Origin of the sequence: Pseudomonas sp. MM213 (assembly GCF_020423045.1) — a bacterium.
GTDB lineage: Bacteria > Pseudomonadota > Gammaproteobacteria > Pseudomonadales > Pseudomonadaceae > Aquipseudomonas > Aquipseudomonas migulae.
Window position 1 is genome coordinate 747,105 of record NZ_CP081943.1, and the last position, 20,588, is coordinate 767,692.

Genomic DNA, 20,588 nt, shown 5'->3' on the forward strand with positions numbered 1-20,588 from the left:
GGTAAAACATGACTGACTCCCGACGTTCGCGCTGGCAGGTCTGGCTGGCGGAACCGCAAACCCGCAAGGGCGCGCTGATCACTGCGCTGGTGGTGACACTGGCGTTGTCTGGCCCGTGGCTGGCGCCGCACAGCCCGACGGAAATGCTTGGTTCGGTGTACGGCGCACCGGTTGGCGCGGCGTTGCTGGGCTATGACTTTCTCGGGCACGACGTGGTGTCACGCTTGCTCAGTGGTGGCCTCTCGGTGTTGTGGATGTCGGTGGCGGCGGCCTCGATTGCGCTGTTGACCGGTAGCACCCTGGGGTTGCTGGCGGGTTTTTCCCGGCGCCGGCTCGACCAATTGATTACCTGGCTGGCGGACGTGTCGCTGGCCTTTCCCGACCTGATTCTGGTGTTGTTGATTGTCTCCATGCTCGGCCGCGCGCCGTGGTTGATCGTGTTGACTGTGGCCATCGCGTTCACGCCCGGTGTGATCCGCCTGGCCCGTGGCAGTGCGGTGGCGGTGGCGGGGCAGGAGTTCGTCGAGGCCGCGCAGATGATGGGCTACTCGCGGCGGCGGATTCTGTTCAGGGAGATCCTGCCGAACATCCTCACGCCGCTGCTGGTGCATTTCGGCAACATGCTGACCTGGGGCGTCGGCATGCTCTCGGGCCTGAGTTTTCTCGGCTACGGCGTGGCGCCGCCGACCGCCGATTGGGGGCTGATGATCAATGAAAACCAGGCCGGTTTGCTGGTGCAGCCGTGGGCGGTGCTGGCCCCGGCGATCCTGATCGGCATTTTCGCCTATGGCACCAATATCCTCGCTGAAGGCATCGGCCGCAGCAGTTCACGGATCGGAGAAAAGCAGCCATGAATGCGATTGCCGGGATCGAGTCCCGCCCGCCGGTGACCACTGCCGGGGTGTTGCAGGTGCGGGATTTGCGGGTCGAGTTGGCGGGACAGATTGACGTGCTGTCCGGGGTTTCGTTCAGCCTTGAGGCGGGCGAGATTCTGGGGTTGGTCGGCGAGTCCGGCTCCGGCAAGACGACCCTGGCCACCGCGTTGCTCGCCCATGCCCGACGCGGGGCGCGGATTGTCGGCGGGCAGGTCGAGGTGTCCGGTCATTCGCTGCTGACCCTGGAGGGCGAAGCGTTGCGCCGGGCCCGTGGCAGCCTGATCGGCTACGTCGCGCAGGACCCGGCGACGGCGCTGAACCCGGCGCTGCGCATCGGCAGTCTGCTGCGCGAAACCCTCGGTGCGCATCAGATTGAACTGGATCGTGCGGCGCAACAGCAGCGCATCGTCGATACCTTGCGTGATGTTGGCTTGCCAGATGATGCAGCGTTTTTGCGGCGCTTCCCCCATCAGCTCTCCGGTGGGCAGCAGCAACGGGTGATGCTGGCGCTGGCGTTTGTCCTGCGTCCGCAGTTGATCGTCCTCGATGAACCGACCACGGCGCTGGACGTCACCACTCAGGCGCACATCCTCGCGACCTTGCGCCGCTTGTGCAAAAGCCTCGGCGTGGCGGCGGTGTACGTGTCCCACGACCTTGCGGTGATCAAGGACCTGGTCGACCGGGTGATGGTGATGTATGCCGGGCGCATCGTCGAAGTCGCCGACCGTGAAGCGTTGTTCACGCGGCCGGCTCATCCGTACACCCGAGGCCTGCTGGCGGCGATTCCCGATGTGGCGCAACGTCGCGATTTGCAGGCGATCCCGGGGCATGCCCCGGCACCGGGGCAGCGACCGCACGGCTGTGCTTTCGCGCCTCGGTGTTCGCGTCGCACCGCCGAGTGCTCGCAGGCTGAGCCGGCCTTGCACGACCTGTCTTCAGCGCAGCGAGTGGCGTGTCTCGATCCGCATCTTCAGGCCTTGCAGCTAGTTGCCCAGGCGCCGGTGTCGGCTGTCGATGTGCCGGTGGAGCGGGCGCCGTTGCTGGAGATCAAAGACTTGAACGTGGCCTACGATCGACAGGTGTTGTTCGACGTTTCTCTGCGGGTGGCCGCCGGGGAATGCCTGGCGCTGGTGGGCGAATCCGGTTCCGGCAAGACTAGCCTGGCCCGGGCCATCGCCGGGCTCGGGGAAAACGCCGAGGGCGACTTGCACTATGCGGGTGTGCCGCTGAGCTTGTCGGCCCGCCGACGTGACGGGCGGCAACGGCACCAGATTCAGTACATTTTTCAGAACCCGTACCGGGCACTGAACCCGCGACAAACCGTTTACCAGACCCTGAGTGCGCCGCTGGAACACTTCTTCGGCATCAAGGGCAGTGTTGCGCGCCAGCGCGTGGATGCGGTGCTCAAGCGGGTGTCGCTGCCGGCGTCGGTGGCCGATCTGTATCCGCACAGCCTGTCCGGCGGCGAGCGCCAGCGCGTGGCCATTGCCCGGGCGCTGGTGTGTGAGCCGAAACTGCTGATCTGCGATGAAATTACCTCGGCGCTGGACGTGTCGGTGCAGGCTTCGATCCTGGCGTTGTTGCGGCAATTGCAACTCGAAGGGCTGACCCTGCTGTTCGTCACCCACGACCTCGGCGTGGTTCGCGCGATTGCCGACCGGGTGTTGGTGCTGAAGCTGGGAAGGGTGGTGGAGCAGGGGGCGGTGGACGATGTGCTGGATCAGCCGCAGGCGGCGTATACGCGTACGTTGCTGGAGAACTCGCCGACGTTGGGCGGTGGATCTTTGTAGGCAGCTACCATCGCCATCGCCAGCAAGCCGGCTCCTACAGAGTATGTGTGTGTACGCAGAAATGTGGCGCGACACAAACCTGTAGGAGCCGGCTTGCTGGCGATGGCGATCGTCCAGACACATCCGGAACCGAATTCTGGCAACGGCCTCCCTCCTGCGCACTAGCCTTGTGTTTCTCCCAAAAACACAGGAGGGCAATGGAATGCCCGATCTTCCCCACGCTAACCACCTGCGCGCCGGGCGCTATTCCGAATCCGGCCAAATCTAACTGCTCACTGCCGTCACCCATAACCGTGATCCCGTCTTTGCCAATTGGCGTGCGGGACGCTTGGTGGTGGAACAGTTTCGCCAGGCACAGACCGAGGAATGGGCCGACTCCCTGGTCTGGGTGGTGATGCCGGATCACTTCCATTGGCTGCTCGAATTGAAGAACAGCACATTGCCGGCGTTGATGTTGGCGACCAAATCGCGCAGTGCCAGGGCGGTGAATGCACGTCTGCAACGCAGGGGGGCGCTTTGGCAAAGAGGCTTTCATGATCGGGCGATTCGTCGGGAGGAGGATTTGTTGGCGGTGGCGCGATATATCGTAGCCAATCCATTGCGCGCGGGGCTTGTCACGCGCGTGCATGATTATCCGCTGTGGGATGCCAAGTGGCTGTAGCCGGGATAGTCGGTGGTGGCTGTCAGGCCGCCATCGCCAGCAAGCCGGCTCCTACAGAGTCCGTGTATGTACGCAGAGTTGTGGCGCGACACAAATCTGTAGGAGCCGGCTTGCTGCGGGCGGCGTTCCGACGATTCGATGGTGAACGCTACGCCACCCGCGCCTTGCGCCGCCGTACTTCCTCGCGCACCGCCGGGATGATCCAGCGGCCGTAATCGACGGTGTCGTACAGCGGGTCATAACCACGATTGAGGAAGGTGGTCACGCCCAGGTCGACGTAATCGAGCAACGCCTGGGCCACGGTTTCCGGGGTGCCGACCAGGGCGGTGGTGTCGCCGTAGGCGCCGACGGCGGTGGCGGTGGGCATCCACAGGGCGCGGTCGTGACGATCACCCTGTGCCGCAGCGGCGAGCAAGCGTTCGGAGCCGGTGCCCTTGATGCGTTTTTGCCAGGGGCTGCCGGCGGCGAACTGTGGATTGGCCTTGATCTGTTCCAGAATCTGCTCCGCCCGCTGCCACGCCAATTCTTCGGTCGCCCCCAGAATCAAGCGCACGGACAGGCTCACCCGTGGCGCTTCCACGCCCGCCGCACTTGCCGCCGCGCGCAGTTTGCCGATCTGTTCGGCGACGCCGCTCAGCGGTTCGCCCCACAGCGCATACAGATCCGCGTGTTTCACCGCGATCTGATAGGCAATGTCCGACGACCCGCCAAAGGAAATCGGAATGTGCGGCTGCTGCAATGGCTTGACCGGCGAGAAGGCGCCCTTGATGTTGAAATACTGCCCCTCGAAGTCGAACGGTTCTTCAGCCGTCCAGGTGCGCCGGACGATCTCCAGGTACTCATCGGTGCGCTTGTAGCGTTCGATCTTGTCCAGCAGGAAGTCGCCTTCCTGGGGTTCGGCGGTGATGCCGGTAATCGCATGCAGGCGAATCCGCCCGCCGCCGGTGGTGTGATCGAGTGTCGCGAAGGCTCGGGCAGCGGCGGTGGGGGCGTTCAATGCCGGACGATGGGCGATCATGAAACCCAGGCGCTCGGTGTGCGCCGCCGCGTAGGCCGCAATCTGCAAACTGTCCGCGCTGCCCGGGCCGCTGGCGATCAGCACCCGGTCGAAGCCTGCGTGTTCATGGGCACGGGCGTGGTGGCGGATAAAGTCCAGATCGAAATCCGCGCTGCGAATGCCACGGGTCTCGGACCACTGGCGGGGGAAAATCATGCCGACAAATTCAATGGACATGGAACACTCCTGATAGCGATAGGTGCGGCTGCGTTAAAACTGGTAATCCACCTGGGCCAGCAACGTACGGCCAGGCATGGGCTGCAAAAAGGTATTGGTCGAGCCGGCCAGGCCGCTGACGAAGTTCAGCTCGTTGGTCAGGTTGAGCACCCGCAACGTGGTGCTCCATTGCGGCTGGCGGTAATACACCGCGAGGTCGAGGTTGTACTCGTCGGGGATTTTCACGGTCTTGCTCAGGTTCAAATACCAGCTGCTGGTCCACCAGCCGGACAGCTCGGCGCCGAAGCCCGAGTCAAAGCGATAGTCGACATAACCGCTGGCGGTGTACTCGGGAATCTGCACCGCATCGAAGCGCCCGGACGGTCGCTGATTAAGGCTGTTGTTGTCGCCGAACACCGTGCCGTTGTCGGGCACAAACCCGGCCGAGGCGAAGCCGGCCTGGGAGGCAAACTCGTTGTAGGCGCTGAGTTTCGACAGGTTGAGACCGCTGCGCAGATGATTGTCCGGCTGGTAGCGAAGGGTCGATTCCACGCCCTTGATCACCAGTCGGGCAATGTTGTTATTGCTGTCGGGCGATTGATCCCGCGCCTGCTTGAACGCGGCCAGGGTCATGAACAGTTCGTTGGGCACCGCTTCGACTTTCAGCCCGACTTCGTGCAATACGCTGAGGCTCTGGAAGGCCAGCGGGTTGAGCTGATTGGCACCGGCGCCGCTGCCCCAGCCGAGGCCGTTGGAGAAGAACCCGGTATTGACCGCCAATGAGCGATCGAAGGTGTAATACAGCGTGCTGTTTTCGGTCGGTTTGACGTAAGGGCTGACCTGAAACGCGAACAGCCGATAATTGTCGCTGTCCTTGCGCGGATTGCCGCCGGCCAGCACGAACGGGTTCTCGATTTCAGCGTCGATCCAGCTGCGGCTGGCGCCAATGTTCAGACCGACGCTGTCACCGAATCGCAGGTTGTGCTGGCTGAACAGGGTCTTGGTGGTCCAGGTGCTTTCGGCGGTGTAGGGCGCCACCGACTCGGCGTACAAGCCGTGGCCCGCCGGGTACATCGCCGGCAGATTCAGCCAGCCGTAGTAGTTGGAGAATTGCGCCACACCGGGCTGGCCGATCCACGCGCCATTGCCGCCGGCGGGGTTGGAGCCGGTCAGGCCCAGCAAAGTGCCAGGATTCTTGCCCGACGGGTCCTGGGTCAAGTCATAGGCGTTGATGGTCGAGCCGAAGTTGTTGTTGGCGGCGATCGACTGGTTGAACTCGCGGCGGTAGATCACCCCGGTGTTGCTGTCATCGCGCAGGGTCAGGCCGCCGAGTTGCGCTTCGTTGCGCGAGCGGAATTCGAAGCGGTTATCGAACAGGTTGTCCTTGGACTGCACCTGGAAAGAACCGACCGCATCGGTCATGTCTTTGGAGCGCTGGTAGAAGGTGCTGTTGGTCAGGGTGATGGTTGGTGTCAGGTCGGCTTCGACCCGCAGCTGTGTGGTGAAGCGCCGCGAGCTGTTTTCGTCTTCATCGCGCTGGCCGGTTTGTGACGACAGGCTGGTCAGGCCATTGCCTGTCAACGTCGGGTCATACACCCAGCCGCGCAAACTGCCGGGGTTGCTTTGGGTGTTGGGCGAGGCCGTCTGGAAGCTGCCGTTGACCACGCTGTATTGACCCTGTGCGTTGCGCTGGCGTTTGACCCAGCCGAGGGTCGGCGCATCGGCCGCGCCGGACGCCAGCACCGGCGACCACAAGGTGTTGCCGTTCTGGATGATCGGCGTGGCGCGCCCGGCGTAGTACTTGCCGCTGTCCACCAGTTCCTGGTTGGCGCGGTTCCAGCCGTGGGTGATGTTGTAGTCGTAGTAATTGTCGTAGCTGGCGTTCCAGTCGACCCGCACCGTGTCGTTGCGCCAGGCGAGGGCACCGTAGAACGCGTCGAAGTTGTTGTCGACGTTGTCGTAGAAGTCTTCCTGGCGCTGCTTGGTGATGCTCAAGCGATAGGCGAGGTTGTCAGTCAGCGGCCCGGTGTTATCGATGCTGAATTTACTGGAATCGCGGGATTCACCGTCCGGCACCCAGGCGCCCAGTTCGCCGCTGAGTTTGGTTTTGAATTCGTTGAAATTGGGCTTCTTGCTCAGGTAATTGACGTAGCCGCCACTGCCCGACACCGAACCGTAGGTCACCGAGGACGGGCCGGCGACGATGTCGGCGCCTTCGTAGGCGTTGAAGTTGGCCGGGTGGCGCACGCCGTATGCGCGTTGCCCGTCCTGGAACACTTCGGAACCCTGGGCGCGGAACTGCGGGGCGAGGCCGGCGTTCTGGCCGCCGCCGCGAGTAATGCCGGGGGCGTATTTCACCAGGTCATCGGCGCTGCGGATCGAGTCGTTGGCCAGTTGCTCGGCGTTGATCTGGGTGATGGAGCGCGGCGTGTCGAGCACCTTGGTTTCGATGCCGCCGTAGACGGATGTGGGTGGCCGGGTGGGCAGCGCGTCATCGTCGGACTCGCTGGCACTCGCCTGGACGGTGACGGTTTGCAGTTGGGTGTCGGCGGCGAAGGTCGGTGTCGACAGGGTCGACATCACCGCCATGGCCAGGGCGGAGCGTTTTACGGGCAAACGAAAGGCGATAGAGGGCATGGCAAATGAGCCTCGAGATAAAAATTCATGGAAATTTGTAGGCGCTTCCTGACACCCCCCGACCTTGTAGGAGCCGGCTTGCTGCGGGCGGCGTTCCGACGATGGCGGTGGTGGCCGTTATGACGCCATCGCCAGCAAGCCGGCTCCTACAAGGATTCGTTCCCGTAGGGTATGTTGTTAGGTGTTACGCCGTGTCTTTCAACCAGAGCTTTTCAAACCGCCAGGTGCTGAACAGCGACTCTTCCGCCGCCGCGCCGCCTACGCGGTTGGCCACGCTGTCGAGCAGGTCGGCGTAGCCCCAGATCAGCATGCCGCCGCGTTCGTACTGGATTTGTTGAACCTGATGCACCAACGCCTTGCGTTTCTCCAGATCGGGCTGGGCCATGGCCGCCAGAAACAGCTCGCTGAACTGCGCATCCTTGAAGTGCGTCTTGTTGGCCACGGCAAACGGCGCGTCGGTGTGGATCGCACTGGCCAGGAACGGCGCGCCGATGCTGCCGCCGGTGCTCAAGGTCCAGTCGGTGCGCAGCGGTCCCTGGAACGTGGCCAGGTCCACTTGCTTGACCTTGAGCGTGACGCCAATGCGCTTGGCCTGTTCGGCCAGCACCAGCGCCGACGTCAGCCCCGGCCCCGGCGTGGTCACCAGTTCCAGCTCAAGGTTTTCGTAGCCGGCCTCCTTGAGCAATTGCGCCGCGCGCTGCGGATCGTGGGGACGCGGCCCGAGCGTGTGGTTGAAGGTCGGATCGCTCGGCGCATACAGGTCGTTGGCCACGCGGCCCTGACCGTTGAGCGCCCGGCGCACCAGTTCTTCGCGATCCGCCAGCAAGCGAAAGGCCTCGCGCACCCGTGGATCGTTGAACGGTGGCTTGTCGAGGTTCATGTCGAACGACAACCAGTTGCCGGTCACCGATTTCAACACCTTGAGCCGAGGGTCGTGCTGCAGCACTTCCAGCTGTTCGGTGGGCATCACGTTGGCCATGTCGATCTGCCCGGAACGCAGGGCCGCCAAGCGCGAAACCTGATCCTTGAAATCGATGATTTCCAGTTCGTCGGCGTAGGGTTTGCCGTCCTTGTAGTAGTTCTCGAAGCGGGTGAACAGCGAGCGCTGGCCGGGGGTGAAGCTTTTCAGTTTGTAGGGACCTGCGCCCACCGGATTGCTCACCGGGTGATAGTCCACCGGCACGATGCCGCCGAAGTTGACCCAGGTTTCCGCCAGCGGCATATAGCTGCGGCCTTCACGGAAGTTCAGGCGCACGGTGCGCGAGTCAAGCTTGACCAGGTTGTTGCGGTCCACCCAGTGCAACAGCGCGGCATAGGGCGAGGCCAATTGCGGGTCAGTGAGGCGGCGGATCGAGAAGATCAGGTCATCGGCATCGATGGTCTTGCCATGGTGGAATTCCAGCCCGGGGCGCAGGCGCAACGTCCAGCTGCTGGCATCGGCATTCGGCTCGGCGAACTCGGCGAGGGCCAGGCGCGGCTGCATCTGCTCGTCCCATTCCCACAGCTTGCTGTACAGCGCAAAGCCACGAACGATGCCGCTGCCGATGGGTTTGTGCGCATCGAGGTTGCCGCTCTGGTTGCCGTCGAGAATCCCCAGGCGCAGGCGTCCGCCATAACGCGGCTGATCGTCGGCAGTGGCAATGGCCGCCGCCGGTTTTTCGCCGCTCGGGCCACACCCGGCGAGCAGGCCGCCACCGAGCAGCAAACCGCCGCCGAGCAGTGCGCTGTGACCGAGAAAATCCCGGCGACTGAACAATGAATGATCCTCGCTCATGGCATCAGGCTCCGGCCGGACCGTTGGCGGAACGCAGTTCCAGCGGCGCCGGCAGCGGGCGGCTCAGTTCGGCGCGCTCGCCGCGAAAGTGCGGCAGGATGTGCTCGCCCAGGCGATAGGCTTCTTCCAGATGCGGGTAACCGGCGAGGAAGAACAGGTCGATGCCGATGGCGTTGTACTCGCGAATCCGCGCCACGACATTTTCATAACTGCCCACCAGCGCGCAGCCCGGCGGAATGCCGATGTAGCCGAAGCCGGTCCATACATTCGGGTGGATGAAAAAGTCATCGAAACTCTGGGTTTCCGTCTTCTGCGCGAACTCGTTTTCATAGCTGAGTTTGCGCGCGGTGCGCAGCCCGGCATGCGCAGCCACGGCCTTGACCGCGCCCCTGGCGATGCCTTCATCGAAGAAGCGCCTGGCTTCGGTGCGGGCCAGTTCCTCGGTCTCGCGGGTGATGACGTCAATCGACAAACCGAAGCGAATGTCGCTGCGTCCGTACTTCAGTGCACGCTCGCGAATGTCGGCGATCAGCGCGGCAATCTCGTTCGGGTGCTCGGCGCGCATCAGGTAGAAGTCAGCGTGTTTGGCAGCGAACTCCCGGGCGGGAATCGACGAGCCGGCGGTGCAGATCAGCGGCAGCTCGGCTTTCTTCAACGGCCCGCGCAGGCCACCACCCTCGGCTTTGTAGAACTTGCCCTCGTAGTGGAAATTCTCGTAGTGCCAGTATCCCTTGACCACGTCCATGAACTCGATGGCGCGCTCATAACGTTCATCGTGATCACTGAAATCGCCGACCTGGCGCTGAATCGCATCCGAACCACCGTTGATGATGTTCCACACCAGCCGGTTGCCGGTCGCCCGTTGATAGGTCGCGGCCTGCTGCACCGCTACCCACGGCGTGTAGTGATAGGGCTGGAACGCGGTGACGAATTTCAGCGTGCGGGTTTCCCGGGCCAGCAGTGAGCAGACCGTCCACGGCTCCTCGCCGGAGGGCGCGTTGACCATCAGCGCACCGCCGAAACCGTTGATCTCGGCAGCCTTGGCGATCTGCCCGAGGTAGTCGATGTAGGTGAAGTGATCGCCGACACTGAACCCCGAGACGGCGCCGGTGCTCGGGCCGCCACGGTGCCAGTCGCCACGGTTGCGCGGGTCGCCGGGGAGGAATTGGGTTTCGCCATGCAGGGGCAGGCGGGTGAAGAATTCAATACTCATGTCGAAGGCTCCGTCTTACTGCACGCTGGGGCTGCAGATCGGGGTGATGGGCTGGTCGTTGATGACCTTGTGCGCGAACGGCACCGAATCCTTGAGCGAGGCGTTGACCGTTTCGCTGTGGCCCAGCCCTTTGTAGAGATGGCCTTCAACCACCGAGCCGGTCTTGCAGGCGTCCTGCATCAGCGCGACCTGTGTCGAGGCGGCCGGGGTTTTGTCTTCGGCGCCGGTGCCGATGAAGATCGGCTGGGCCAGCTTCAGCGTCGGGTAGGAGACCTGTTTTTGCCATGCGGCGAGCTGGTCGCCCTTGTAGTCTTTCTTGGCATTGGCCGGGGTCAGGCCGACGCCGACCACATCGCTGACCAGCGCTGCCAGGCAACTGGTGCGCGCTTGTTCGAACAGCGGCAGGGCCTTGTCGGTGTAGAAATCCTTGGGGTTGATACTCGGGTCGTATTGCTGGGCCGCGAGCAGGGTGTAGAAGCCGTAGGCGAGGGATGCATCGACTTTGTTGACGTCCTGTTCGCCAACGTTTTTCGCGCCGACGGTATAGATCACGCCGGTGCCGATGCTGCCTTTGACGCCGAGGTCCGGCGCGTAGGTCGGGGCATAGGCCGCCGAGGCGAAGGCGCCCGCGCCACCCTGGGACTGACCGACGATCAGCACTTTGTTGGCCAGCCCCGGAACGCCCGCAACCACGGCTTTTGCCGCGTCGAGAATGCCGTAGGCGGCCATGCGATTGTTCAGCAGCGGGTGGCCGCCGGGGACGCCGAGGCCCTGATAGTCGGTGGCGACGATGGCATAACCTTCATCCAGCCAACGGCTGAGGTATTGCACGTCACGGTAGGAGCGACCTTGCCAGGACGGCGCGCACACATCGGCCACACCGACCGTGCCATGCCCCCAGCTGGCAACCGGCCAACCACCGGCGGGCGCCTTGCCTTTGGGCAGGAACAACGTGCCGGAGACCACGATCGGCGTCTTGTTGTCGATGCCGTCGGTGGAGGTGTAGAGAATCCGCTGCGCGCTGGCGGCGTTGGGCAGGCTCAGGTTTTTTTCCAGCGGCTCGCTGCGCAGCAGTTTGCCTGGCGTGGCCGGGATCACCTCTTGCCAGGTGTAGAACGCCGAGACGCGGCCATCGCCTTGCTGCGGGTCGGGTTTGGGGGCGTGGGCACCGGCGGCCATGGCACTCATGGACAGCGCCAGGACGCTCAGACCGAAAACGAATTGTTGCGGCAGTTTCATCTGGATTTCCCTATTCATGGATTGTTGCTGACCTGGCCGCGCAGGGCCGGCCAGTAGTCGGTGAGTTTCAGATCGATCAGCGCCTGGTTGGTGAAACCGGTGGCCAGCGAAGGGGTGATGTCATAGGTGTCGCGAATCAGGTGGTTGGCCAGCGCATAGGCGGTCAGCGCCTGATAGTGGGCCTTGAGTTGCTGGTCGCTTTTCGGCGCCCAGCGGTCTTTCCAGGCCACGGGATCGTTCTGGTCGTCGCGGCGCAGCACGCTTTCAGCGGTGCCGGCGCGGGAGGAGAGTTCGTAGTAGGCGTCCTGGTTTTGTTCCTGGGAGATCCACCAGGCGGCTTTGATCCAGGCGGTTGCCAGCAGTTGAGTAATGTCCGGGTGCTGCGCGACAAAACTGTCGGTGCCCCAGAGGTCGGAGACCAGACGCCAGTCGTTGGCGCCTTGCTTGGTCGACCAGATGATCTTGCCGACGCCTTTGTCTTCCAGCGCATAGGCTTCGCTGAGCAAGACGGCCGCATCGACTTTGCCAGCGGACACCGCTGCGGCGCCAACTTGCGGATTGAGGTTGGCGATCTTGAAATCGTCGAGCTTCAGGCCCTTGCTGGCGAGGAAGTTGCTGAACGCGAACTCCCACGGACGACCGCGATGCAGGGCCAGGCGTTTACCCTTGAGGTCGTCGATGCTGTTGGCGCTGGAACCGGCGGGCACCACCAGATAGATGTTGTTGCCGCTGCCACCGGGCACGATCAGCTTGCCCGGCACGCCGCCAGCCCCGGCAATGACGGAAGGCAGGTCGCCGCGCACGGCAAAGTCGATGCTGTTGTTGCTGAAACCTTCGTTGATCTGCGGCCCGGCGCCGGCGTGGGGCAGGGCGATCCAGTCGAGCTTCACGCCGCGCTGCGCCAGTTGCTGTTCCAGCCAGCCGTCCTCGATCACCCGCCCGGCGATCCCGCCGAATACCGGTTTGCCACCCTGCGTATACGCGACGATAGCGATCTTCACCGACGCCGGTGCCTGTCCGGCCAGCGCCGTGGCACTGAGCAGAAACCCGGTCAAGGCGACCAGGCTGTTGCGCCAGAAACGTTTCATTGAACTCTCCCTAAATGGCTATTGGCGAAACCCGGTCTTTGTAGGAGCCGGCTTGCCGGCGATGGGGCCTTCAAACCTTGCGGCGCTTCTGCGGACGCCATCGCCAGCAAGCCGGCTCCTACAGGGTTTTGCGGTGTCCGATGCTGCTGCGTTGTGAACCCCATCCTTGTAGGAGCCGGCTTGCCGGCGATGAGGCCTTCAAGCCTGGCGGCGTTTCTGCCGACGCCATCGCCAGCAAGCCGGCTCCTACACGGGGATTGCGGCGCACCCCTTTTCCAGCGTTGTGAACACAGTCTTTGTAGGAGCCGGCTTGCTGGCGATGGGGCCTTCAAGCCTGGCGGCGTTTTTGCCGACGCCATCGCCAGCAAGCCAGCTCCTACAAAGTTTTGCGGTGCACATGGGAGAGAGCAGATTGCATGCCACTGCGCTGAAAACGCGCTGCAGGCCGCGCAGGGGCTGGGTTTCAGGGCGAGGGGAGGGCGCGACGGGGAGCGTGGGGTGTTGATGTGCAAGCAGGCCGGTGCGTGCCAATTGCTGCTCCAGCAGCAGGCTGGCAGCAGTTGCGTTGCATATGTTTTTAGGGAATATATAAATACTAATTAAGAATTTTTTAGTCTAAACAACTTCATGCACTATTGAGCACGCGCTTTTACTGCCAGGAATGCACCATGTCGCTGATCACTCATCCAAACGCTCGCGAATTGACCAAGTCGGTGCGGGCCACCGTCCTGGTGTTCAAGGACCCGCGCTCCCAGGAATTGCTCAGCCGCATCGAGCGCCTGGCGCCCAGTGAAGCCAACACATTGATCATTGGCGAGACCGGTACCGGCAAGGAACTGGTCGCTCGGCATATCCACAATTTGAGCCGCCGCGGACGCGAACCCTTCGTGGCGGTGAACTGCGGAGCGTTTGCCGAAACCCTGGTGGAAAGTGAGCTGTTCGGCCACGAAAAAGGCGCCTTCACCGGCGCCACGACCAACAAGGCCGGGTGGTTCGAAGCGGCCAATGGCGGCACGCTGTTTCTCGATGAAATCGGTGATCTGCCGTTGAACATGCAGGTCAAACTGCTGCGGGTCTTGCAGGAGCGCGAAGTGGTGCGCCTGGGCTCGCGCACGCCGATCCCGATCAACGTAAGGCTGGTGGCTGCAACCAACGTCAACCTCGCGGATGCGGTCGTCGCCGGGCATTTTCGCGAGGATCTGTTTTACCGTCTGCACGTCGCGACCATTCGCCTGCCGCCCTTGCGCGAACGACCGGGCGACATCCTGCCGCTGGCCGAGTTTTTCCTCGAAGAACATTGCCAGCGCCTGGGCTACAACCGCGCGTCATTGAGCGTCGAAGCCGAACGCAAGCTGCTGGAGCACAGCTGGCCAGGCAACATCCGCGAGCTGGAAAACTCCATTCACCACGCGTTGCTGGTGTGCCGCAATCAGCGGGTCGCCCCGGCGGATCTGCACCTGGTGGACATGCGTTCCTCCGGCATCCGCCAGGAACAGGCCAGCCAAACCAGCCACGCCGTCGCCGGCCCGGTGGACCTGGAAGCCGCCCTCAACGCGCTGTTCGAACAGAACATCCCGGACCTTTACGAACATATCGAAGAAACCATTTTCCGCGCGGCGTACCGGTTCTGCCACGGCAACCAGTTGCAGACCGGACGCCTGCTGAACATCAGCCGCAACATCGTCCGGGCGCGGCTGGAGAAAATCGGGGAGTTGAACAAGACACTGGCGGTGGAGGAATAGTCCTCGTCGTCGCTTTATTTCTGATTCGCCCACTCACAGCGAGCATTTCATGGCAACTCCTTATAAGCGTTCAGCGTTGACCCTCCTGGCGGCCTCCCTGGCGGCGATGAGTGCGTTACTCAGTCCCGGCGCGCAGGCCGAAGGCAAGATCAGCATCGCCCAGCAATTCGGCATCGGTTACCTGATTCTGGATGTGGTCCGCGACCAGCAACTCATCGAGAAGCACGGCAAGGCCCAGGGCCTCGACATCACGGTCGACTGGAACAGCATCTCCGGTGCCACGGCGATGAACGAAGCGCTGTTGGCCGGCGCGCTGGATGTGGTGTCGGCGGGCGTGCCACCGATGCTGACGATCTGGGATCGCACCAAGGGCAAACAGAACGTCAAGGCGATTGCCTCGCTGGGCTCGATGCCCAACTATTTGCTGACCAACAACCCGAATGTGAAGAGCCTGAAGGACTTCACCGAGAAGGATCGCATTGCCGTGCCTGCGGCCGGGGTAGGGTTCCAGTCGCGCACCTTGCAGATCGAAACGGCCAGGCAGTTCGGCAATGACCACTACAAGAAATTCGACGACATCTCGATCAGCCTGGCCCATCCGGATGCGACGGCGGCATTGATCGCCGGAGGTTCCGAGATCAACGCGCACTTCTCCAGCCCGCCGTTCCAGTATCAGGAATTGCAGAACCCCAACGTGCACAAGGTGCTGAGTTCCTACGACGTGCTGGGTGGCCAGGCCACGTTCAACGTGCTGTACACCACGGAAAAATTCCACGACGAAAACCCGAAAACCTACAAGGCGTTTTACGACGCATTGGCCGAAGCGGAAAAAATCATCAAGGCCGACAAATCCGCCGCCGCCCAGACCTACATCCGCGTCGAACAATCGAAGCTGGCCCTGCCGCTGGTTGAGAAAATCGTCAACGATCCAGAGATCAACTTCACGGTGGTGCCGCAGCGTACGGCGGTCTACGCCGAGAAACTGCAGGAACTGGGTGTGCTGAAAAACAAGGCCGCCAGCTGGAAGGACTACTTCTTCGAAGAAGCACACGGCGACGCCGGCAGCTAAACACACCGCAAAACCACTGTAGGAGCCGGCTTGCTGGCGATGACGTCCTCAAATTCACCGCAACGTTTGAAGGCCTCATCGCCGGCTTGCTGGCGATGGCGTCCTCAGACACGCCGCAGGGTTTGAAGGCCTCATCGCCAGCAAGCCGGCTCCTACAGATCTGTGTTTTCACGCCGTCGCGGTGGCAAATGCCGGCCATAAAACTGACCTGAATCAACCCGAATGGCACGGCAATACACAGGGGGATGGCCGTTTGTCATGCGTATGGTTATGCTCGCATCGTTTTGCATTTGCCAATCATTAACAACCACAGTGATGTCATGAGCCAATCAGAGACGCGTGCGACTGCCCTTGCGCTGTATCCGGAAGATTCCCGCGAGGCCGCGGCGCTGCTCAAACAAGCCATTCCGCTGATGGTTCGTCACAACATCCCGCCCAATCCGGTGCATTACGCGCTGTGGTACACCTACAGCAAAGGCCTGGACCCCGAACTCAATCGTCACCTGGACCGGGTGGTCAAAGACTTCGATTGCTTCCCGCCGGAATCCGCCACCCGGCTTTTCCGCGACTACATCATTCGCGACGAGCTGGAAGAGGCTCGCGCCGGGCAGCAACAGGCGATCAATCTGGTGGACGACATGCAGCGCGACGTTTCGCGCAGCGTCGAGGGCAATCTCAACTTCCAGAGCAGTCTGGGACGTTGCCTGGAAATGCTCGAGTCGCCCGTCAACGAGCGTTTGCCGGGCATTTTGAGTGAGCTGCAACAAAGCACCCAGCTGATGCACAGTCAGCAGGAACAGTTCCTCACCCAACTGCACTCCGCCCAGAGCGAGATCAAGAGCCTGCGCAGCAAGCTTGAGCGTGCACAACTGGCGGCCACGCTCGATGGCCTGACCGAACTGCTCAATCGCACCGCGTTTACCCGTTTGCTGGAGCAGGCGCTGAGCAATGAATCCCAGGGCGTCGCGCTGGTCATGCTGGATATCGATCACTTCAAGCAATTCAATGATCAGTACGGTCACCCATTGGGTGACCGAGTGCTGCAGCATGTCGGGCAGGTGTTGCGCAGTTCGCTGCCACCCCACGCCACAGCGGCGCGTTATGGCGGTGAAGAGTTCTGCGTGATTCTGCAACACTGCGCCGACCTGGCGAGTGCCGCTGTTTTTGCTGAGCAACTGCGGGTGAAAGTACAATCGTTGCGGATCAAGGCGCGGGTTGATGGCAAGGTACTCGATACGATCACGGCATCCTTTGGCGTGGCTTTCGCGCAACCCGGCGAGAATATGGACAGCCTCCTGACCCGCGCCGATGACGCGCTCTACCAGGCCAAGCGCGCTGGGCGGAACCGAGTGCATCGCTAAGCACTGAAACGCCTTTCAAGCCGCCGCCCCGATCCATTTGGTGACGGTGGGCGCTTGCCACTGTTCGAGCGCGTCGAGCAGTGCCGCCGGGTCGGTATTGAACATCAGCATCTGGCTGTGTTCGGTCTTCATGAAGCCTTCGTTCACCGCATGGTCGAGCAGGCTGCGCACCGGGTCGAAAAAACCGCCGATGTTCAGGCAAGCGACGCCTTTGTGGTGTTCACCCAATTGGGTCAGGGTTGCCGCTTCAAACAACTCCTCAAACGTCCCCAGCCCGCCGGGCAATGCGATGAACGCATCCGCCGATTCGCTCATGCGCGTCTTGCGGCTGCGCATGTCTGGCGTCACTTCGTGTTCGGTCAGGCTGCCATGAAGATGCCCAAGGTCGAACAGCAAACGCGTGATGATGCCGAGCACTTCACCGCCCTCGGCGAGTACGGCATCGGCCATCACGCCCATTAAACCCTTGTCGGTACCGCCATAGACCAGGCGTATGCCGCGTCTGGCGATTTCCCGGCCGAGGGCCTGGGCACCTGCCACGTAGTCGGGGTTGAAGCCATAGTTGGAGCCGCAGAACACAGCGATGCTGTGGAGTGGGGAAGAGCTGGGCATCGGATTATTCCGGGTGGTGGTCGGTGGCCGATGATGCGGTGAGATGGGTAAGGCGGACAGGTCCATGAGTCAGCCGCTTGATTGGGCCATGACTGGTTTTTTGTGTTGTTCTCAAGGCCGCCTTCGCCAGCAAGCTGGCTCCTACAAGGGTTTTGCGGTGCACGCAAAACCCTTGTAGGAGCCGGCTTGCCGGCGATAGGGCCCTGGAATCTGGCCCCTACATCAACGCCAGAATCCGTTTTCCCAACTGCTCGGCAGTCTCTTGCGAATCAATGTTGGCAAACCCGAGCAACAGCGCGGAATCGGTCTCGTCATGCACACGCCAATCGGTCAACGCTTCAGCGTAGAGACCGGCCGCCAACAAGCGCTCGACCAGCAATCGGTCGGACTGTGCCTCCATCAGCCGCAGAATCAGATGCATGCCACCCGGCTGCGGATCGATGCGGATGCGTTCCCCCAGGACTTTCTTCAATCCGCGCGCCGTCGCTTCCCGGCGTTCGCCGTAGAGCTTGCGCATGCGCTGGATATGGCGCGCGAAATGCCCCTCGGTCATAAACGTGGCGACGATGGCTTGGGTCAGTTCCGGACAACCGCCGAGAAAGGTCTCGCTGACGTGTTCGAAGCGTTCGACCTGCGCTGGCGGCACCACCAGGTACGAAAGGCGGATCCCCGGAAACAGCACCTTGCTGAACGTGCCGGCGTAGAGCACCCGGCCATCACGGTCCAGGCTTTTCAGCGCGGGCAGGGGACGGCTGACGTAGCGGTATTCGCCGTCGTAATCGTCCTCGATAATCCAGGCCTGCTGCCGGCTGGCCCACTCAAGCAATTCCAGTCGGCGCGGCAGTGACAGCGACACGCACAGGGGACTTTGATGTGCCGGTGTGACCACCGCCGCTCGTGCGTCCATCGCGCTGCTCACCCCTTGCGCGACCTGCATGCCGTCCTGATCCACCGGCACGGGGGCAACCTTGATCTGAAGATGCGCCAGCAACTGGCGGGTCGGCAGGTAGCCGGGGTCTTCCACGAGCACACGGTCGCCGGGCTTGAGCAGCGTGTGAGCGATCAGGGCCAGTGTGTTGCGGTATCCCGAGGTGATGAACACTTGCGCGGGCGAGCAGGTAATGCCCCGTGAGACTTGCAGGTAAGTGGCAATCGCCGTGCGCAACGATTCCAGCCCCAACACCGACGGATTGGCCATGTCGGGAATGCGCGTGGCGCGCACGCAGCGTGCGCCGATCTGCGACCAGATCTTTCGCGGAAAGGCATCCAGCGCGGGCAAGGCCATTTGAAAGGGCAGGACCGCTGCCTTGTGCCTGATCGAGGCGTTGGCGGTCGCATTGAACGGGTGTTCCGTACGCGCCGAAGGCTTCCTGCCGCTGACCCCCGGCGCCACCACGGTGCCCGCCTGACCCCGCGACAGCAGATAGCCCTCCGCCGTCAGCAGTGAATACGCGGTGTCGATGGTCCCCCGCGCCAGACCAAGCTCTTTTGCCAGTGCCCGGGCCGCAGGAATCCGGTCGCCGGGGGCGAGCAGTCCGTCACTGATCGCGCCGCGGAACCGCCAGTAGATTTGCCGGTAGATCGGCTCCGACGAGGTCGGATCAAGGGGTGAGAAGTTTTTGATTTGAAGGGTCATTGGCCTCGCCCGTGTCGTGCGCAGAAAAATGCGCTTGTAGTGCCTGGCCCGCCTTGTCCCTGGCGGCGGCGACGGCCTCCGGGCCCATGGCGGTTCCCTCTACGGAGAAAAAATTCACGTCGTGCAGCCCGATCATACCCAGCACGGCGGTCAGGTACGGCGTGAGAAAGTCCGGTTGCCGCGGGGTCATTCCGGAAAACCTGCCGCCAGAGGTCACTGCAACATACACCGGGCGGTCCTGCAGCAGGCTGGTTTTGCCTTGCGCACCGACATTGAACGTGCGCCGGACCCGAGCGATGTGATCGATCCAGAGCTTGAGTGTCGAAGGCACGGTGAAGTTATGCATCGGCGTACCAATCACCAGCATATCGGCACTGTGCAGCTCCTCGATCAGCGCTTCGGATCGGGCGATAGAGCCTGTCTCTGTGACATCTGCGGACGCCTGTTGGGAAATCGCGTAAGGCTCGTCGATAGGGGACAGCGCGTCACCACCGACCACCCGCTCGATCACGGTTGCCGCTGGATGGGCCTTCAGCAAAAAGCCAATGATGTTTTTCGACAGCCGATAGCTTTCGGACGCTTCGCCGCGAGGGCTGCAAGTAACGTGGAGGATTTTCATGATTCACCCGGTTTGAACTGTGTGGAGGGAATCATTCTATGAAGCTCATGACCCAGGCCAAAGGTCCATGAATCCGGTTAATCACTGGGCCATGATTGCTGAGTCATGGCCCATGACTCAAGGCCGATCATGGACCTTATCAACAAGGCCAAGACACGACACGATGAAGTCCCTCAACCAGCAAACACAAGGACTCATCATGAGTAATCGTCTCGACTACGCCAAGGCTTCACCTGAAGGTTACAAGGCTTTCGGCGGGGTTTATGTCTACCTGCAGAACAGCGGTCTTTCCCACGAGCTGATTGACCTGGTCTATCTGCGGGTGTCGCAAATCAACGGCTGCGCCTTCTGTATAGACATGCATTCCCGGGACCTGCTCAAGCTCGGCGTCAGCGTAGAAAAACTGGTGTTGGTGCCGGTATGGCGTGATGCCGGTTCAGTCTTCAGTGCCCGCGAACGCGTTGCGCTGAGCTGGGCGGAAACGGTGACTTGCGTGGCGGAAACCGGCGTTCCCGATGCCGACTATGCCGCTGCGTCTGCCGAATTCGGCGATAAGGAACTGGCAGACCTGACGTACGCGATCGGCCTGATGAATGCTTTCAACCGGTTCGGCGTGACGTTCCGGGCGAAACCCGCCGCTGCCAACAACGCCTGAACCATCCCCTTGAATCAATAGAACTCGCCGGGTGGTCACGCTCGGCGGGTTAACCAAAGGAGTTAACACCATGGCTTGGTCACTGCTTGGCATCGCCGGCATTCTCGAAATTGCCTTCGCGTTTTTCATGAAGGGCTCAGACGGATTTACCCGATTGACCCCGGGACTGCTGGCAGCCGCGACCGGTTTGTCCAGTGTCTTTCTGCTTTCACTATCGCTGCGAACCCTGCCCGTCGGCACCGCCTACGCGGTATGGACCGGAATTGGCGCGGCGGGCACCGCGATACTGGGGATGGCGGTGCTGGGCGACGCCACCACACTGCTGCGGATACTGTGCATCCTGGTCATCCTGGGTGGTGTTATCGGACTCAAGCTGGTCACGGGAAACTGAGAAGCTTTGAAAT

General features: G+C 62.2%; 16 protein-coding genes and 1 pseudogene. 8 read left to right on the top strand and 9 right to left on the bottom strand.

Going from position 1 to position 20,588, the window contains the following annotated elements; genetic code table 11:
* Nucleotides 1-8 precede the first annotated feature (8 nt).
* From K5R88_RS03585 to K5R88_RS03595, 3 genes and pseudogenes are all read left to right on the top strand, one after another.
* Nucleotides 9-854, top strand: a complete 846-nt coding sequence (locus tag K5R88_RS03585; protein ID WP_192229264.1) for an ABC transporter permease — start codon at nt 9-11, stop codon at nt 852-854.
* Complete coding sequence (locus tag K5R88_RS03590) at nt 851-2,665, top strand: dipeptide ABC transporter ATP-binding protein (RefSeq protein ID WP_226299208.1); 1,815 nt, start codon at nt 851-853, stop codon at nt 2,663-2,665. Before K5R88_RS03585 ends, K5R88_RS03590 begins: the two co-directional genes overlap by 4 nt.
* Nucleotides 2,666-2,867: 202 nt before the next feature.
* Nucleotides 2,868-3,326: pseudogene (locus K5R88_RS03595) on the top strand (REP-associated tyrosine transposase).
* Between the two features lie 148 nt (nt 3,327-3,474).
* Here the strand turns inward: K5R88_RS03595 and K5R88_RS03600 are convergent.
* The 6 genes from K5R88_RS03600 to K5R88_RS03625 all read right to left on the bottom strand — a co-directional run bounded on the left by K5R88_RS03600 (nt 3,475) and on the right by K5R88_RS03625 (nt 12,490).
* Nucleotides 3,475-4,560 carry an LLM class flavin-dependent oxidoreductase gene (locus tag K5R88_RS03600; RefSeq protein WP_223452535.1) on the bottom strand — a complete coding sequence of 362 codons (1,086 nt, stop codon included), beginning with the start codon at nt 4,558-4,560 and terminating at the stop codon, nt 3,475-3,477.
* Between the two features lie 33 nt (nt 4,561-4,593).
* Nucleotides 4,594-7,176 carry a TonB-dependent receptor plug domain-containing protein gene (locus K5R88_RS03605; protein ID WP_226299209.1) on the bottom strand — a complete coding sequence of 861 codons (2,583 nt, stop codon included), beginning with the start codon at nt 7,174-7,176 and terminating at the stop codon, nt 4,594-4,596.
* A 184-nt stretch (nt 7,177-7,360) separates the two neighbouring features.
* The gene (locus tag K5R88_RS03610) at nt 7,361-8,950 is read right to left on the bottom strand and encodes an ABC transporter substrate-binding protein (RefSeq protein WP_226299210.1); all 1,590 of its coding nucleotides are present in this window, start codon (nt 8,948-8,950) and stop codon (nt 7,361-7,363) included.
* A 4-nt stretch (nt 8,951-8,954) separates the two neighbouring features.
* Entirely contained in the window at nt 8,955-10,163 is a 1,209-nt protein-coding gene (locus tag K5R88_RS03615) for an LLM class flavin-dependent oxidoreductase (protein ID WP_226299211.1), read from the bottom strand.
* 15 nt (nt 10,164-10,178) lie between these two features.
* A complete protein-coding gene (locus K5R88_RS03620) occupies nt 10,179-11,402 on the bottom strand; it encodes a lipase family protein (protein ID WP_226299212.1) in 1,224 nt (407 codons plus the stop codon).
* Nucleotides 11,403-11,416: 14 nt separating this feature from the next.
* Complete coding sequence (locus K5R88_RS03625) at nt 11,417-12,490, bottom strand: ABC transporter substrate-binding protein (protein WP_008028127.1); 1,074 nt, start codon at nt 12,488-12,490, stop codon at nt 11,417-11,419.
* A 668-nt stretch (nt 12,491-13,158) separates the two neighbouring features.
* On the opposite strand from K5R88_RS03625, the gene K5R88_RS03630 reads away from it, so the two are divergent.
* The 3 genes from K5R88_RS03630 to K5R88_RS03640 all read left to right on the top strand — a co-directional run bounded on the left by K5R88_RS03630 (nt 13,159) and on the right by K5R88_RS03640 (nt 16,662).
* Nucleotides 13,159-14,232 carry a sigma-54 interaction domain-containing protein gene (locus K5R88_RS03630; protein ID WP_008028129.1) on the top strand — a complete coding sequence of 358 codons (1,074 nt, stop codon included), beginning with the start codon at nt 13,159-13,161 and terminating at the stop codon, nt 14,230-14,232.
* 49 nt (nt 14,233-14,281) lie between these two features.
* Nucleotides 14,282-15,301 (top strand): ABC transporter substrate-binding protein, encoded by a 1,020-nt coding sequence (locus K5R88_RS03635; RefSeq protein ID WP_226299213.1) that lies wholly within the window; start codon nt 14,282-14,284, stop codon nt 15,299-15,301.
* A gap of 320 nt (nt 15,302-15,621) precedes the next feature.
* Complete coding sequence (locus K5R88_RS03640) at nt 15,622-16,662, top strand: GGDEF domain-containing protein (RefSeq protein ID WP_223452530.1); 1,041 nt, start codon at nt 15,622-15,624, stop codon at nt 16,660-16,662.
* A 15-nt stretch (nt 16,663-16,677) separates the two neighbouring features.
* Here the strand turns inward: K5R88_RS03640 and K5R88_RS03645 are convergent, their stop codons facing one another.
* From K5R88_RS03645 to K5R88_RS03655, 3 genes are all read right to left on the bottom strand, one after another.
* Nucleotides 16,678-17,274, bottom strand: a complete 597-nt coding sequence (locus tag K5R88_RS03645) for a TIGR00730 family Rossman fold protein (RefSeq protein WP_226299214.1) — start codon at nt 17,272-17,274, stop codon at nt 16,678-16,680.
* 217 nt (nt 17,275-17,491) lie between these two features.
* Nucleotides 17,492-18,910 carry a MocR-like pyridoxine biosynthesis transcription factor PdxR gene (gene pdxR / locus K5R88_RS03650; RefSeq protein ID WP_226299215.1) on the bottom strand — a complete coding sequence of 473 codons (1,419 nt, stop codon included), beginning with the start codon at nt 18,908-18,910 and terminating at the stop codon, nt 17,492-17,494.
* On the bottom strand, nt 18,876-19,529 hold the full coding sequence (locus K5R88_RS03655; RefSeq protein WP_207286613.1) for an FMN-dependent NADH-azoreductase: 654 nt from the start codon (nt 19,527-19,529) through the stop codon (nt 18,876-18,878). The genes pdxR and K5R88_RS03655 overlap by 35 nt, the downstream gene beginning before the upstream one ends.
* 199 nt (nt 19,530-19,728) lie before the next feature.
* On the opposite strand from K5R88_RS03655, the gene K5R88_RS03660 reads away from it, so the two are divergent.
* Nucleotides 19,729-20,184, top strand: coding sequence for a carboxymuconolactone decarboxylase family protein (locus K5R88_RS03660; protein ID WP_226299216.1), 456 nt, complete (start codon nt 19,729-19,731; stop codon nt 20,182-20,184).
* Nucleotides 20,185-20,254: 70 nt separating this feature from the next.
* Nucleotides 20,255-20,575 carry a DMT family transporter gene (locus K5R88_RS03665; protein WP_008041149.1) on the top strand — a complete coding sequence of 107 codons (321 nt, stop codon included), beginning with the start codon at nt 20,255-20,257 and terminating at the stop codon, nt 20,573-20,575.
* The last annotated feature ends 13 nt before the right edge of the window (nt 20,576-20,588 follow it).

What these genes read in the sequence shown, in the direction of transcription:
- K5R88_RS03585 (WP_192229264.1), top strand. Translation starts at nt 9, where the DNA reads ATGACTGACTCCCGACGTTCGCGCTGGCAGGTCTGGCTGGCGGAACCG.
- K5R88_RS03590 (WP_226299208.1), top strand. Translation starts at nt 851, where the DNA reads ATGAATGCGATTGCCGGGATCGAGTCCCGCCCGCCGGTGACCACTGCC.
- K5R88_RS03600 (WP_223452535.1), bottom strand. Translation starts at nt 4,560, where the DNA reads ATGTCCATTGAATTTGTCGGCATGATTTTCCCCCGCCAGTGGTCCGAG.
- K5R88_RS03605 (WP_226299209.1), bottom strand. Translation starts at nt 7,176, where the DNA reads ATGCCCTCTATCGCCTTTCGTTTGCCCGTAAAACGCTCCGCCCTGGCC.
- K5R88_RS03610 (WP_226299210.1), bottom strand. Translation starts at nt 8,950, where the DNA reads ATGAGCGAGGATCATTCATTGTTCAGTCGCCGGGATTTTCTCGGTCAC.
- K5R88_RS03615 (WP_226299211.1), bottom strand. Translation starts at nt 10,163, where the DNA reads ATGAGTATTGAATTCTTCACCCGCCTGCCCCTGCATGGCGAAACCCAA.
- K5R88_RS03620 (WP_226299212.1), bottom strand. Translation starts at nt 11,402, where the DNA reads ATGAAACTGCCGCAACAATTCGTTTTCGGTCTGAGCGTCCTGGCGCTG.
- K5R88_RS03625 (WP_008028127.1), bottom strand. Translation starts at nt 12,490, where the DNA reads ATGAAACGTTTCTGGCGCAACAGCCTGGTCGCCTTGACCGGGTTTCTG.
- K5R88_RS03630 (WP_008028129.1), top strand. Translation starts at nt 13,159, where the DNA reads ATGTCGCTGATCACTCATCCAAACGCTCGCGAATTGACCAAGTCGGTG.
- K5R88_RS03635 (WP_226299213.1), top strand. Translation starts at nt 14,282, where the DNA reads ATGGCAACTCCTTATAAGCGTTCAGCGTTGACCCTCCTGGCGGCCTCC.
- K5R88_RS03640 (WP_223452530.1), top strand. Translation starts at nt 15,622, where the DNA reads ATGAGCCAATCAGAGACGCGTGCGACTGCCCTTGCGCTGTATCCGGAA.
- K5R88_RS03645 (WP_226299214.1), bottom strand. Translation starts at nt 17,274, where the DNA reads ATGCCCAGCTCTTCCCCACTCCACAGCATCGCTGTGTTCTGCGGCTCC.
- pdxR (WP_226299215.1), bottom strand. Translation starts at nt 18,910, where the DNA reads ATGACCCTTCAAATCAAAAACTTCTCACCCCTTGATCCGACCTCGTCG.
- K5R88_RS03655 (WP_207286613.1), bottom strand. Translation starts at nt 19,529, where the DNA reads ATGAAAATCCTCCACGTTACTTGCAGCCCTCGCGGCGAAGCGTCCGAA.
- K5R88_RS03660 (WP_226299216.1), top strand. Translation starts at nt 19,729, where the DNA reads ATGAGTAATCGTCTCGACTACGCCAAGGCTTCACCTGAAGGTTACAAG.
- K5R88_RS03665 (WP_008041149.1), top strand. Translation starts at nt 20,255, where the DNA reads ATGGCTTGGTCACTGCTTGGCATCGCCGGCATTCTCGAAATTGCCTTC.